This is a genomic window from Kordia sp. E, assembly GCF_056033805.1.
The window spans coordinates 480,542-494,432 of sequence record NZ_JBRASR010000003.1 but is presented as its reverse complement, the minus strand read 5'-3'; the positions used below and the strand labels follow the sequence as shown (position 1 = coordinate 494,432).

The following is a 13,891-nucleotide window of genomic DNA, read 5'->3' as shown; positions in this document are numbered from 1 at the left end:
AAATAAGCAATTAAGTACATACAGCTTAAGATAGTATTTATTTCACTGCGTACCTTTTCATCTGCATTGTATTTGGTTCAATCATATTTACAAAATCTGTCACAGATTTATCTTCCATGAACTTTCGCATTGATGCTTCGGCATCTGTATTTGTTTTCCATTTTACAACAACAAGTACTTCATTATTTTCATTCGAGTAACCACTTTCACGGCTTATAAAGCCAGATTGTTGACTTGTATAGTTTATCTGAATTTCGGAATCTTCTTTCCAAAAATCTACTGACTTTACAGACGGTTTAATTTTAAAAGTTACTATTTCTATAACATATGGTCTCATAATTTCAGCATTTTTTGGTGAGCAACTTACAAGTAAAGCTGTAAATAATAGAACAAATACCCTTGCTTCCATAATTTCGATTTTAGTTCATTGATTTCGAAAAATTAAATTTTCCATTAGAGTTTTTCCATTCAGATTCTGGCATGATAGTTTCTATAACATCCCAATGCTCAACAATTTTTCCGTTATCTACTCTAAATAAATCATAATATGAAGTAGGATTTCCTGCAAATGCACCTTCGCTAATAGCCAATACAAAATTTCCTTCTCCAAGAACCTTATGAACTGTTTTGTATTCCATTGTGATGCCTTGTTTTGCCATACCTTCTAATGCTTTACCTAAACCAGACAATCCATCTGCAATTGCTGGATTATGCTGAATGTAGTTTTCTATACCACCATCAATAAAGTTTCCTAATTTATCCATTTCGCCTTTCATTAAAATCGTAGAAATAAAGTCACTTACCATTGCTTTATTTACTTCAGTTTTATCAAGATCTCTTGATGTTGTTGGACCATCAGTTTGCGTATGACCACTTGGATTCGGTGAAGCTATCTCAATTAAATTATCCCAATGTTCTACAATTAAACCATTTTCAAACTTAAATACATCAAATCCAATTTTTGGTCCAAAGAAATCATATATAGTATGTGTAAATACGTAATTCTCATCTTGATAAGCTCTTACAACATTAGCTTTAAAACCTCCTTCTGGTGCATTTTGTAATACTGCTCCAAACCCTTCTAAACCATCGGCTACAGCCAAATTATGTTGTGTATAATTTTCTGCATTGATATAACCGACTGGCGTTTGGTCTCCAGTTTCTAGACTTCTTAATAAAGCCACTCCTTTTTCTTTGTTTGATAATTCCATTTCTTCTTGTTTTTGTGAATTAGTAATTACTTCTTTCTTGTTTTCATTTTTGCAAGCGGTAAATGTGATAATTAACACAAATACCATTCTGATGTTTTTCATACTACTTAAAGTTTAACTTGATGCAAAATTATGAAAGAGTAGAAGCTATTTACTGGTAAAAATGAAGATCAAAAGGGTAAATATCAAACCTATTATTTTAAATATGTAGTTTTTTAAACTTATTTGGGGTTAATCCTGTATGTCTTTTGAAATACTTTACGAAATTTGTAGATTCTTCAAAACCTAAAGAATAACCGAGTTCGGTACTTTTAATTGTTGAATTAATTAATTTTCGCTTTGCTTCTAATATTATGAACTCATCAATAAATCGCTTTGCTGTTGTATTCACAATTTCTTTACAAATGACATTCAGGTGTTTGTAAGTAATGTTCATTTTTTGAGCATAAAAATCTGCATTTCTACTTACTGTGTAATTAAGTTCTAAAAGTGATTTGAATTTTAAAAAAGCTTCTAACCTGCTATTTTCTTTTAAATGAAAAGTCTGATATTGCTTGAGTTGCTCCAATTTTGAAAAAATTATAGTGTATAAAGCATCAACAATATATTTTTTGTTGAATTCATCTTTGTTTTCATAAAACTCACCAAACAAAAGTTGTATATAATTTGAAGTGTTTGAATTTTCTGGAATTTGAATTTTTGGTGAAAATAGATGTGAAGTAAATAGGCGTATTACAGCATTTTTTGTAAGTCTATTTAATTGTGTTTTAAAATACTCTTCAGTAAATAGAATAATAAAACCCTTCAATTCTTTATTGAACTTAAAGGCATTGACTTGTCCTTTTGATAAATAAAAAATACTATTCTTTTGTGCCTTATGCCAAACAAAATCTACAAGGTGTTCAGTTACTCCCTTTGTATACATCACCAACATATAAAAATTTAGTTGATGCGCCTTTTCTGGGAAGTGATCTAAATAGTCTTTTCGTTGAATTAAACTTTCTAGAGTTATAATCTCAATCCCTTTAATTTTAGAATTTTTTGACTCAAATGCTATATTTGGAATTTCGTTGATCATATTACTTACAACGTTTATGTATAAGAATAGTGCGGTTTTGTGTGCGAGGATTTTCCGCAGGAAAATCAGACGTAACAAAAGTGCACTGACTCTTACTAAGTATTAATTTTATACGATGTTGTAACACGTTTTTATTTTTTGGCTACTAATTTATATAGTTTTATAATTCCGATTATTATAAAGTGTAAAAGCACAAATATTCCTCCATAAAACAAGACAACAAGTGAATTGCCATATCTGAAATTTTCTGAATCTAAAAAAACATAAATCATTATTACTAAATAGATTCCAAAAAAAAGAAAATTCCATTTGTAGAATGCTTTATTTTTTGATTTTAACAAACCAAAAATTAGATACATTAACATTAATAAATATGCTATATAAAGAGTTGTAAATTCGCTATCTGTTGGAAACATTTTTATTCAGTTCTATCTTTTAAGTATTTCAATAAATTCACAAGATGTTGTTCAGAATGATGTTTCATTAAAAACTCAAATTGGTAAAGTCCATCTTTTTCGCTGTTATTTTCCAATCTCCACTGAATCTCAATTAAATCTTTTATTATGTCAGTCAAATCATCGATTGAATCTCCTGTTGTCAATTCAGCATCTTCATTAATTTTATGACTTTCCCAAACTGAATGATACCGCCGAAATCTGGAAAATGTTCTGTTACTATACTTCTCATTCCGTCATAATCTAAATTAATCGGTTCTTCATAATCTGTCTCATCAAATTCCGTTTCTACTTTCAGATATTCAGCGTAAATTCCAACTAATAGTCTTTGAATTTCTAGTTTTTTGTTTTCGGATTCAAGTTTTTCATTTGTCCTAAATTCAACAATTCTATCTATTAATTTCTTTAGTGTACTCAATGTTTCTTGGTTTGGTCAAATGTGTTACAACATATTTTTGAATCTAATAATTTAGTTAAGAAACTAAAATTAAAAGAATTTCATGTGAAATCATATTAAGAAGTAGGTTTTTTAATATTTATAGTAAATCAATATTGTATATGAAGTTCATTGTTTTACTTTGAACACTTCTCACAATACATTTTCTTTACATTTTTATTACGCAATAATTGAAAGTCATTCTGAATCCAATCACACCATTTTTGTGCATCAAATGTATAAGCTTTTTTCATAACTCCATTGATGATTTTTTCATCAACTTCTAACATCATTGTCGTTTGCGCTAATATAAATGCTCCTTCTTTATTGAGTGTTTTTTTCTTGAAACTGTCTAGTAATAAATTATGACTCAATCTAAATGAACTCCAATGATTAAAGAACAATGCCAGCTTTACTTTGTCTTTGATGGTTAGTGCTTTCTTTTTGTAATATTCAGAGATAAATTGAAATGCGTAGATTAATTTTTCAGTATCTCTAACATGCGAATAGTAATTGATCGTAGCAATATGAAAGTTAAGCAACAACGGATGTGTTTCCTTTGAATCGTCGTATTCTTCTAACAGTAGTGACGTTTTATCAGGATGCATGATTCGCGCAATCTTTTCGGCTTCTACATCCCAAAAACTCAATAATCTATCTGTTGTAATTGCATATAAATTCAATAGATTTTCCGTGGCTTCTTTTGATAATTCGGGTGCTTTTTTTAACCAATTCCGAACATACAAAGCAATCATCTCTGTATCATATGAATTTATATCTTTCAATAACATTGCTGATGTATTTGTAACCAATTCGGACGCTTCTAAAAATTCAGGTAACCATTCACCATTATTAAAAAATGAAATTCTTTTATCTGCTTTGTATAATTCGTACAATGCCTCATTGACAAGTTTGTAGTTGTTACTTTTTACACCTGTAAGCAAATTCATTTCTAAAAATAAATCGTTTGAATTCGCTAATGTGCCTGTGTAAAATATTCTAGCTTTGGAAACACGTTGCTTTTCTAAAGCTGCTTTCCATTGCTTATTACTATTTTTATTGATATACCTACGAATGACTTGTTTTTCTTCATCAACCAAATCATCTAAGCCAAATAATTCTAGTTGAATTTTACACAATTCCCAATTCTCTTTTGCATCAGATTTGATAGTTACTTCTTTATTTTCAATTTCAGCTAACAAGAACTTTTTGATGAATTTTGCTCTTTCTATGTGTAGTGTATTGTTATCATTTTCGTTTCCTTCTACAGAACTGTAACTCATAATCTCAATACTGTGAATTCCAATTTTCGCCTGTAACTTTGGAGTATTTGTCGCTATAATTTCATCTCGATCAAAGTTAAAATATACATCTTGCATTCCTATAATTCCTTCTGTTACAAAATCGATCGTTTCTTGTTGCAAGTTTGGCGGAAATGGTAGTAAATCGTAATCTTTTCTGGAAATTGTTATCGGATAATTATAGTCACATTTAACGCCACTTTTAATGAGTACCATGCTCATTTGAATATCTTTTCCGACTAAATGATCTGGAAGTTCACCAATTTTAGTAATCAACCTGTAGGTACTTTTTGAACTATTATTTGCAAAAAGCTCTTTTTTATAGATTGGTCTTAGCAGAATACCATCGTATATCTCTGAAACGTCTAAATTGTTTTTCTTTCCACATTCAAACTGATTTCGCTGTATAATATCTATTGCAATTCCGTCATTTTCATTTTCTATTAATTCAGCAACAACGCGTTTATCATGGTAATACAAAAAAATATCTTTTCCTTCAATACTGACAGAATTCCCAAGATTTATAGCAATATTCCTTTCGTTTCCCATTAAGCTAAAACAATCAAGCATTTCGATTTCTGTTGGTGATTTTATTTCAAATGCGTTTAAAGAAAGTTGTCCTTCAATGCTAATTCCCATGCCGCCAAATACATGTGCTGCAAAAATCCGCTTGCTTTTTTTGTCATAGGCAAAGCCAAAATCGCCATGTGTATAATTGTCTGAAATCATGTTTGCATAATGTCCAGGAGAATTTTTCCAAGCAATAAACATTTCATGTGCAATACGCTTAAGTAATGTTTTTTTTATCGGTGTTTTTTTAGGTTTTGTATATAGAATATTCTCGCCGAACACACTGAATTCCTTAGAAAATTGTTCGATTCTTTTTCTTGGAGTTCGTAACGAATCAATACGTTGTTCATGCGACAATTTCCTGTTTTTCTGTATATAGTTTGCATGCAATTGTGCCGCTTTCTGTAAATCTACATGTAAGATAAGTGGTTGTATACCTTGACTTTTTCGTAAGGTGTTTACTTTTTTGAAAAGTATTTTTCGTATTTCTTCCTTGTCAGAAACTCTAAGTTGTGCATAACCAACTTGAAAGATCATAAAAGAAAGTACGAACAAAAACCACCTTTTCATCATATAATTTTATACTTCTGGAGTTGTGTTGATTTCTGCTATTTCATTTTCAACAATTTTATTATCAGGAACAATTCCAAAGAGTTTTTCTTTCCAGTTTTTCCATTTGTAGATTTTCGCCAAGATGAATAGCATCAATGGATAAATTACCAATACAGGAAAAATGATATCGAAGAATCCGGCAGAAGGTTCAGAAGTATCTACAAATATTGCGTCTGTTTGCAATGCTGACCAATTAGTTGTCACTAGTAATGCAGTTAAGATATTGTTTCCTGCATGATATCCAAGTGCTAATTCCATTCCATCATCCATTAGCGTCATGATTCCTAAAATTAATCCTGTTCCAATGTAGAATACCATTGAAATATATCCGAGTTTTTCTACTTCAGGATTAGCGGCATGCATGACACCAAAAATTACAGAAGTGAATAATAATGGCACCCATTTTCTGTGTAGTATCGTTGGTCTTTTTTTACTTTCATGATCCAAGATATATGTTATTAACAACATCAATAACCCAGTAATTCCTATGTTTGGCCAAAACTCAAGTTTTAGATTTGCATATAAAATAAAGTATACTACAGGCGCTATTGCCATGACAGTTAACAAAATAGGAATCCATTTGTTTTCTTTTAGATTCACGCCAATTCCTTGCATCAAATACCCTCTAAAAAGGTATTCTTCAAAACTTGTTTGTATCGGAAGAAATAGCAAACAGATAACTAATAAGGTGAGAAATGGACCTAGTTTAAAGTTCCATTCCAAGCCAGTTGGCGATAAATAATAACTAACAGCAAAGATTATCAAATTGAAAATTACGACAAGAAAGAAACCTACAAATATTCGTTTCCAATCTATTTTACTTCGTGAAGTTGTTAGTGAAAGAAACGATAGTTTGTGCAATACTTTGTTTGAGAATAATACACCGGCCAACCCAAAAGCAAAGGAAACAATCATCATAAATAGGAATAAATTACTTCCCATTAGCTCAACCATTCCGCCGATAGATGTTGGTGCTAGATCTGAGTTCATTATTTCTTGAACACTCATTCCTGATTCACTAGCATTTTGAAACATTTTGACAAATAATACAATCACTAATGGAATTGCGCCTATGAGTTGCCATGTAATAAATGTAATCAACGTTCCGATGATGTATCGCCAAAATTCGTATAAACCTTTGTAAGCTTGTTTAATAAACATAGTTGTTTTATTTTTTTATGTATGGTACATTCCATACTTTTTCTGCATTGTATTGTAATGCACCATTTTTTATAGTTAATGGTGAATCGAAATTGTTTGTATATAAACTTCCTGTTCCTAAACCTTGTGGTAAGTTACTTTGCAATGTATGTGTCCATTGTGCAATAGCATTGAGTCCAACGTTACTTTCTAACGCACTTGTAATCCACCAATCGATGTTTTGCATTGATGCTAATGAAATCCATTCTGAACTTCCTGCATATCCACCAACCAAACTTGGTTTCAAGATAATATATTGTGGTTGAATGGTTTCGAGTACTTTTTTCTTGTCTTCTGTATGAAAAACACCAATCAATTCTTCATCTAACGCAATTGGCAATGGTGTTTCTTTACAGAGTTTTGCCATTGCTTCATATTGTCCTTGCTTGATTGGTTGTTCTATGGAATGCAATTCAAATTCTGCCAAGCGTTTTAACTTTTCCAAAGCAGTTGCAGGTGTAAATGCTCCATTTGCGTCTACACGTAATTCAATGTCATTTACTGAATATTCCTTACGAATGCTTTGCAATAGTTGTAGTTCTGTTTCGAAATCAATCGCACCAATTTTCATTTTGATACATGAAAAACCAGTTGCGAGTTTTTCTTTTATTTGCGATTTCATGAAAGCTGCATCGCCCATCCAAATTAAACCATTGATATTTATTGCTTCTTTTCCTTGCGTAAACGAAGATGGATTTAGCAAAAATGGAGTTTCAGATTGTAATGATAAAAATGCTTGTTCTACTCCAAATTGAATCGATGGAAATGTTATTAATTCTTTTAGTAAAACATCTCTACCTAATTGTATATTTTCACATGTCCAACGTAATTTTTCTTCATAGTTTGGGACATCATCAATACTTAAACTTCGCAAAATACCGCACTCACCTATTCCTTGTTTTTCTCCATCAATAAGATGAATAAACCAAGTTTCTTTTTGTTTTAATACACCACGCGACGTTCCGCTTGGTCGTTTAAAATCTAAGATATGTTTGTGATATGTTGCTTTCAATTTGTTGATATGTTGGTATTTGGGTTTTGGGTTTTGGGTTTTGGGTTTTGGGTTTTGGGAAAATAAACTAAACTTTTATGCTTTTTCCTATTTCTAATAAAACTAGTTCTTTATGTCTGTCTGCAAATTTTTGTTTCGCTTCCGCTTGATCAATCTTTATTGGTGGAAATGAATCGTAATGATATCCTAAAACTTTATCGCATTCCACAAAATCACTTGCAATAATTGCATCATCAATGCCCATTGTAAATGTATCTCCAATTGGCAAGATTGCTAAATCGAGCTTTGTTTGTAATGGAATGAGCTTCATGTCGTATGTCAACGCTGTATCGCCAGCAATGTATATTGATTTTCCATTAGCTGTTAAGACAAATCCGCCTGGTTGTCCGCCATACGAACCATCTGGAAATGATGAGGTATGAATTGCATTTACATATTTTGCTGAGAATGTTTCTGTTTTATACGTTCCGCCATGATTCATTCCAAAGACTTTAAAATCTTTTCCTCCATAATGCATTGCAATTTCATAGTTAGAAACTATCGTTGCGCCTGTATTTTTAGCTATGGTTTCTACATCTAATATATGATCTTGGTGTGCATGCGTCACTAAGATATAATCCGCTTTTAAGGCATTTATATCAATATGAGCAGCCATAGGATTTCCTGAAATAAAAGGATCAACAATAATGTTTGTAGCGCCAAACTCAATATGTAAAGAAGCGTGTCCTAAATATGTAATGTTCATGCTGTGTTTTTTTTAGTGTTAAATTATTCTAATACTAGAAATTGTTTTTTCTTCCTTCTTGTTGTCGTTGTGATAAATTTTCCATCGGTAAACGTTCCATAAAAAGGCATATAATATACTTTTCCTCTGTTATCTTGAATTTTATCATATGTAACTTTTCCGTCACTAGAATATACAATATCGTATAGCGATGAAGATTCAAACCAGCCTTTTGATACTTTGGTACGACCATCTTTCTTTTCTAGCAAATTTTTACCCGAATTTAAGATCACGTGCAATTCATCATTCTTTAAAAACACATTATACGAAGGTGCCGTCGATCTTTTAAAGATACTTCTTCCCCAACTTAGTTCGCCATTTCCATTAAATTTCAAAATTAAAATATCGTCATAATGTGGAACCGAACGCCAATAACCTCCATTCACTCCTGTGCTCACATATTGTGTTGTGATGTAGAATTCCTCCGCTAATATATACGTATTTCCTTGTGTATCTTCTATCGTATAATCAACGTAAAAGTTACGTAATTCTTTTGCCTTTTTCTTTTTGCGTTCTCCTCTTCGATATCCATATAAGTCTTCATATACTTGCTTTGGCAATTCTGTTACTCTTTTGGAAGCTACCTTTAAATCGGATTCATTTATAACGAAGTTACAACCGCCTTTTAGTCTTCCAGAGTTTTTTTCAGAGTAAAAACCAAGCAAATGCAATTGATTATTTTTTTGACTTATGATTAATGTTCTAACAAATTTATCATCTAGTGTTACGTTTACTTGAGAGATAGTGGTTTGAGAAATTTTGTGCAATACAAATTCATAATTAGCTTTCCCTTTTTTCTTATCAAATTTCCCATCAAGATATAGTTTTCCTAAGCTATACACTGTTGCTTTATCATCAATAATTAAATCGTTGTGTGAAAAATGTTGTTTTTCATGATCGCGATAGGACTTATTATATACAAGATTTAAATTTTCTGTTTCAAATACATGAATACGATATGAATTACTTTTCTTCTTGATATTGTCCGTTGCAATAGCAATGTATTGTTGATTGGGAGATATTGCAAAACTCGTTTGACGTTTGTTACCTCCTGAGAAGAGTTCGTTACCTCTTTTTACATTTGCCTCAAAAAGCTTTGTTTTTTTGTGTGTATTGTTTTTAATATTGAAAGTATGACAGTATAGAATTCGTTCTCTCTTTTTAGGGGAATAGACTGTAAACACTTTAATTTCATTATCAAAACTCAAATGACCTTTGTATACTTCTTTCTTATCTTTTTTGATGATTTTGAAAAATTCTTTATCCAAATTACCATTAAAAACATCTAATAAGATATTCTTTTTTCCAAAACGAACAATCGCCGTTTTTCCTGCTGGATTTGTATACATAACGTCAATTCCGCCAACTTTTACTTCATCTTTGAATTGAGCACTTTCTGTAATTTTCAATTTTGTGGTAACTTCTTCTTGACTGTTTAACACAAAACTCAAAAGACAACATAATACTAATACTACGGTTTTTTTCATGTGTGATTTTAATTGAATATCGCAAATAAAATAGCGTATAGAAATGTACTTAACGCAACTTTTTTTAATTCAGGATCTAGTTCTTTGTGGATGATGTTTTTTCCAACAACAATCATATTCATTACTAATGGAATGAATGCAATGAGAAATATAAATTGTGTTGGTGAATGATAATTTTTGTTTACATATACTATTGAACAAATCAATGCGCCAATAATTAAACCATAATGATATAATTTGGCTTTTTGACTTCCTATTTTGACAACCAACGTGTTTTTTCCATGCGATTTATCCTTGATACGATCACGCATATTGTTAAGATTCAACACGGCTGCACTCAACAATCCGATTGCAGTTGCTGGCAAGAAAATGTCAAAATTTAATGATTTTGTATATAAAAAGTAACTTCCCACAACACTTAACCAACCAAAGAAGAGAAAGACAAAAATGTCTCCTAAACCTGAATATCCATACGCACTTTTACCAACTGTATATTTTACAGCTGCTATAATTGAGGTTATTCCTAAGAAGAAAAATAGTATTGAATAGCTAAAATTTTCGCTTCCAAATGCAACATAAATAACTGACAATGCTAAAATTAGCGTAATTACTGCCGTAATAATCATGGCACTTTTCATTTGCTTTGGCGAAATAATCCCCGAAGCTACCATGCGTTTTTCTCCTTCTCTATCATCATCTGTTCCTTTAATTCCGTCTCCGTAATCATTGGCAAAGTTTGATAATACTTGAAAACCTATTGTAGTTAGAATACATAACCAGAAAAGTAGTGACATCCATACTTGTGGACATCCAAAACAACAATTAAAAACTCCGCCTTCATTCAATAAACTATATTCATTACCTAATGAACAACCTATTATAATTCCAGAAATAGATAAAGGTAAAGTTCGTAATCGAGCGGCAGCCAGCCATGCTTTTATCATGTATACTAATTTTTGTAAATATACAATTTCAAAAAATATTGAAAAAGGTAATGGTATTGTTTTTGATTTACTTCTTTTATCATAATATTCTATTAATTTTGCACACACAATTCTCAGTTTTGAGTACATTGCGTTTTACTTTTTATTTTACATCTATGAAATTGAAATTCAGCTTATTATTTCTACTTTTTCCACTGTTTTTTATGCTTGCGCAAGATGGAGCTGTTTGGAATACGTATCAGGCAAAACAAGAAAAAGGTGTAAGTTCTACAAATGTCCGAATGGATTTGATTGAGAAAGCGCCTATAAATGGTTATGACTTTCTTTTTTATGTAAAAATTGACTATCGTGTTACAAAAGAGAGTGATTTCCCGATAGGAAATAAATTGAAAAAATTATACCAAATTAAAGATGCTATTTTTGATACGGTAAACGGTAATACAGACACATATTATGCAGGTTCGTTTATGTATGATGGCAATCGTTTTGAGTATTATTATGTAAAAGATGCTTCAGGTCTTGAAGATAAAATTGACAAGTTATTTAGCGAAAAATATAGTAGAGAAAAGTACAAAGTATTCGTCCGAGAAGATAGTTCTTGGGAATTATACAAAGATTTTTTGTATCCGAATGATGAAATAAAAAACTTTATGTCGAATCGTGATACGCTGATTCAACTTAGAAATGTGGGCGATGTTGCTGAGCATGCAAGAAAGATAGAACACTACGCAAAATTTTCAACAAAAGAGGATAGAACCAAGTTTATTGCAGACATAAAACAGCTTTCATACACGATTGAATACAAAAAAACTATTGATGATGAGTCACGTCCGTACGAAGTAAAGTTTCATAGAGATGATAAAACATCAATGGAACGTATTTCTAAGATTACCACAGAACTGATCGAATTTTCCAAAAAATATTATGGTAAATATGATGGTTGGGAAACGTTTGTTTGGAAGAAGTAATAGTTATCAGTTATCAGTTATCAGTTATCAGTTGAAAATACATTTACATTTTAAATTCGACATTTATTCTTTGTTGATTCGTTAGTTTGTTACACTCTGAACTCATCACTTTTAACTCTTAACTTTTGTTGATTTGTTATTCGTAATTGGATCTTGGTTGTTAAATCTGAAATACATTTAACACACTTAAAGTCGCATACCAATTCCCATGCTTACGGTATGAATGTTTTCGTTGAATCTGTTCCCAGAAATTTCTCCATCTAGCGAAAGCTTTATAAAATCTGCCGAAACTTCTACAAAAAATCGACCTGTAACGTCATATGCTGCACCAAATCCGTAGCTAATTCCACTTTGTGTATCTGTAACTCGTTCACCATTTGGCTGCACGCCAGGATCAGGATTATTAATAATATCAAAACCCGTAGTTGACGTTTTCAGCGAGACTGTATAAAAGCTATATCCTAAAGACACGTATGGTTTTAGTTTTGGAAGATTGGTAATGTTGAATTCTCCAATGATTTCTGGTTTAATGACAAATGCACCTCCATTTATATCATCAAAAAAAGTGTAATCAAAATAGTCTACAGCTATAGCTGCTTTTACAGAAACCAACTGTGTATCTGCAAATTGATACCGAAAGTCAGCTCCAATCAAACCTACATATCCATTCGCTATAAAGTTATCACCTGTAGATAACGGGTAATGTAATCCGACATCAAATAAAGGTTCAACAGCTACTGTATCTTGATCTTGTGCATTTCCCAATTGAAAACTTAGAAATACTAAAAGGATGATGAGTTTTTTCATGTAGTTGTTGTTGGTTTGTTATTCGTTTGTTTGTATAACGCCACAGAGTACTTTTTATTGAAAGAGAAATTATTTAAAATATCTATAGTGTATACAGAGGCTTATTGCTGCTTTCTCTTCAATAAATTCAGTCACTAAACAGAAACAAAAAATCTCAATACTAACAACTAATATCTCAATACTAGCCTATGGAATCCATTTTTTCTCAAAGTTTGGCTTGCGTTTTTCTAAGAATGCATCTCTACCTTCTTTGGCTTCTTCTGTCATGTATGCTAAGCGTGTTGCTTCACCGGCAAATACTTGTTGACCAACCAATCCGTCGTCCGTAAGATTCATGGCAAACTTCAACATTTTTATAGACATTGGCGATTTTGCTAAGATTTCTTGTGCCCATTCAAAAGCTGTATCTTCTAATTCGTCATGTGGAATTACCGCGTTTACCATGCCCATTTCATACGCTTCTTGTGCTGAATAGTTTCTTCCTAAGAAAAAGATTTCTCTCGCTTTTTTCTGTCCAACCATTTTTGCCAAATATGCCGAACCATATCCTGCGTCAAAACTTGTTACATCTGCATCCGTTTGCTTGAAGATTGCATGTTCTTTACTTGCTAACGTTAAATCGCATACAACGTGCAAACTATGTCCACCACCAACTGCCCAACCTGGTACTACACAAATAACTGCTTTTGGCATGAAACGAATTAAACGCTGTACTTCTAAAATATTTAATCTATGGTAACCATCTTGTCCAACATATCCTTGATTTCCTCTTGCTTTTTGGTCACCGCCACTACAAAAAGAGTATACGCCATCTTTACTTGATGGACCTTCAGCAGAAAGTAAAACTACACCAATAGTTACATCTTCGTGTGCATCTCTAAACGCATCTAACAACTCACTTGTCGTATGCGGACGGAATGCATTACGAACATCTGGTCGGTTAAAAGCGATTCGGGCAACACCATCAGCTTTTTTGTATGTGATATCTTCATATTCTTTTACCGTTTTCCAATCAGGTTTACTCAT

At 31.7% G+C, this 13,891-nt stretch carries 14 protein-coding genes; 1 reads left to right on the top strand and 13 read right to left on the bottom strand.

The window, feature by feature from the left end:
* Nucleotides 1-37: 37 nt before the first annotated feature.
* The 11 genes from ACUUYC_RS15385 to menA all read right to left on the bottom strand — a co-directional run bounded on the left by ACUUYC_RS15385 (nt 38) and on the right by menA (nt 11,090).
* A complete protein-coding gene (locus ACUUYC_RS15385; protein ID WP_474267223.1) occupies nt 38-409 on the bottom strand; it encodes a hypothetical protein in 372 nt (123 codons plus the stop codon).
* Between the two features lie 10 nt (nt 410-419).
* The gene (locus tag ACUUYC_RS15380) at nt 420-1,313 is read right to left on the bottom strand and encodes a nuclear transport factor 2 family protein (RefSeq protein WP_474267221.1); all 894 of its coding nucleotides are present in this window, start codon (nt 1,311-1,313) and stop codon (nt 420-422) included.
* Between the two features lie 97 nt (nt 1,314-1,410).
* Entirely contained in the window at nt 1,411-2,289 is an 879-nt protein-coding gene (locus ACUUYC_RS15375) for an AraC family transcriptional regulator (protein WP_474267219.1), read from the bottom strand.
* A 418-nt stretch (nt 2,290-2,707) separates the two neighbouring features.
* Nucleotides 2,708-2,890: a hypothetical protein gene (locus ACUUYC_RS15370; RefSeq protein ID WP_474267217.1), complete on the bottom strand. Its 183-nt coding sequence runs from the start codon at nt 2,888-2,890 to the stop codon at nt 2,708-2,710.
* Nucleotides 2,887-3,162, bottom strand: a complete 276-nt coding sequence (locus ACUUYC_RS15365) for a hypothetical protein (protein ID WP_474267215.1) — start codon at nt 3,160-3,162, stop codon at nt 2,887-2,889. The genes ACUUYC_RS15370 and ACUUYC_RS15365 overlap by 4 nt, the downstream gene beginning before the upstream one ends.
* Nucleotides 3,163-3,317: 155 nt before the next feature.
* Nucleotides 3,318-5,588: a CAP domain-containing protein gene (locus tag ACUUYC_RS15360; RefSeq protein WP_474267213.1), complete on the bottom strand. Its 2,271-nt coding sequence runs from the start codon at nt 5,586-5,588 to the stop codon at nt 3,318-3,320.
* A gap of 42 nt (nt 5,589-5,630) precedes the next feature.
* Nucleotides 5,631-6,824, bottom strand: coding sequence for a CPBP family glutamic-type intramembrane protease (locus ACUUYC_RS15355; protein WP_474267211.1), 1,194 nt, complete (start codon nt 6,822-6,824; stop codon nt 5,631-5,633).
* 7 nt (nt 6,825-6,831) lie between these two features.
* Nucleotides 6,832-7,875, bottom strand: coding sequence for an o-succinylbenzoate synthase (locus ACUUYC_RS15350; protein WP_474267209.1), 1,044 nt, complete (start codon nt 7,873-7,875; stop codon nt 6,832-6,834).
* Nucleotides 7,876-7,942: 67 nt separating this feature from the next.
* Nucleotides 7,943-8,620 (bottom strand): metal-dependent hydrolase, encoded by a 678-nt coding sequence (locus tag ACUUYC_RS15345; RefSeq protein WP_474267207.1) that lies wholly within the window; start codon nt 8,618-8,620, stop codon nt 7,943-7,945.
* A gap of 23 nt (nt 8,621-8,643) precedes the next feature.
* Complete coding sequence (locus ACUUYC_RS15340) at nt 8,644-10,146, bottom strand: hypothetical protein (RefSeq protein WP_474267205.1); 1,503 nt, start codon at nt 10,144-10,146, stop codon at nt 8,644-8,646.
* 8 nt (nt 10,147-10,154) lie between these two features.
* Nucleotides 10,155-11,090 (bottom strand): 1,4-dihydroxy-2-naphthoate octaprenyltransferase, encoded by a 936-nt coding sequence (menA, locus tag ACUUYC_RS15335; protein ID WP_474268505.1) that lies wholly within the window; start codon nt 11,088-11,090, stop codon nt 10,155-10,157.
* Between the two features lie 155 nt (nt 11,091-11,245).
* Here menA and ACUUYC_RS15330 point away from each other — a divergent pair, with 155 nt between their 5' ends.
* On the top strand, nt 11,246-12,058 hold the full coding sequence (locus ACUUYC_RS15330; RefSeq protein WP_474267203.1) for a DUF695 domain-containing protein: 813 nt from the start codon (nt 11,246-11,248) through the stop codon (nt 12,056-12,058).
* A 186-nt stretch (nt 12,059-12,244) separates the two neighbouring features.
* Here ACUUYC_RS15330 and ACUUYC_RS15325 read toward each other — a convergent pair whose 3' ends face one another.
* Together ACUUYC_RS15325 and ACUUYC_RS15320 are read right to left on the bottom strand one after the other, a co-directional pair.
* A complete protein-coding gene (locus ACUUYC_RS15325; protein ID WP_474267201.1) occupies nt 12,245-12,865 on the bottom strand; it encodes an outer membrane protein in 621 nt (206 codons plus the stop codon).
* Nucleotides 12,866-13,051: 186 nt separating this feature from the next.
* Nucleotides 13,052-13,891, bottom strand: a complete 840-nt coding sequence (locus tag ACUUYC_RS15320) for a 1,4-dihydroxy-2-naphthoyl-CoA synthase (RefSeq protein ID WP_474267199.1) — start codon at nt 13,889-13,891, stop codon at nt 13,052-13,054.

Coding starts and splice junctions, on each gene's coding strand:
- ACUUYC_RS15355 (WP_474267211.1), bottom strand. CDS start 6,824: ATGTTTATTAAACAAGCTTACAAAGGTTTATACGAATTTTGGCGATAC.
- ACUUYC_RS15380 (WP_474267221.1), bottom strand. CDS start 1,313: ATGAAAAACATCAGAATGGTATTTGTGTTAATTATCACATTTACCGCT.
- menA (WP_474268505.1), bottom strand. CDS start 11,090: ATGATAAAAGCATGGCTGGCTGCCGCTCGATTACGAACTTTACCTTTA.
- ACUUYC_RS15320 (WP_474267199.1), bottom strand. CDS start 13,891: ATGAGTAAACCTGATTGGAAAACGGTAAAAGAATATGAAGATATCACA.
- ACUUYC_RS15385 (WP_474267223.1), bottom strand. CDS start 409: ATGGAAGCAAGGGTATTTGTTCTATTATTTACAGCTTTACTTGTAAGT.
- ACUUYC_RS15375 (WP_474267219.1), bottom strand. CDS start 2,289: ATGATCAACGAAATTCCAAATATAGCATTTGAGTCAAAAAATTCTAAA.
- ACUUYC_RS15340 (WP_474267205.1), bottom strand. CDS start 10,146: ATGAAAAAAACCGTAGTATTAGTATTATGTTGTCTTTTGAGTTTTGTG.
- ACUUYC_RS15330 (WP_474267203.1), top strand. CDS start 11,246: ATGAAATTGAAATTCAGCTTATTATTTCTACTTTTTCCACTGTTTTTT.
- ACUUYC_RS15345 (WP_474267207.1), bottom strand. CDS start 8,620: ATGAACATTACATATTTAGGACACGCTTCTTTACATATTGAGTTTGGC.
- ACUUYC_RS15360 (WP_474267213.1), bottom strand. CDS start 5,588: ATGATCTTTCAAGTTGGTTATGCACAACTTAGAGTTTCTGACAAGGAA.
- ACUUYC_RS15325 (WP_474267201.1), bottom strand. CDS start 12,865: ATGAAAAAACTCATCATCCTTTTAGTATTTCTAAGTTTTCAATTGGGA.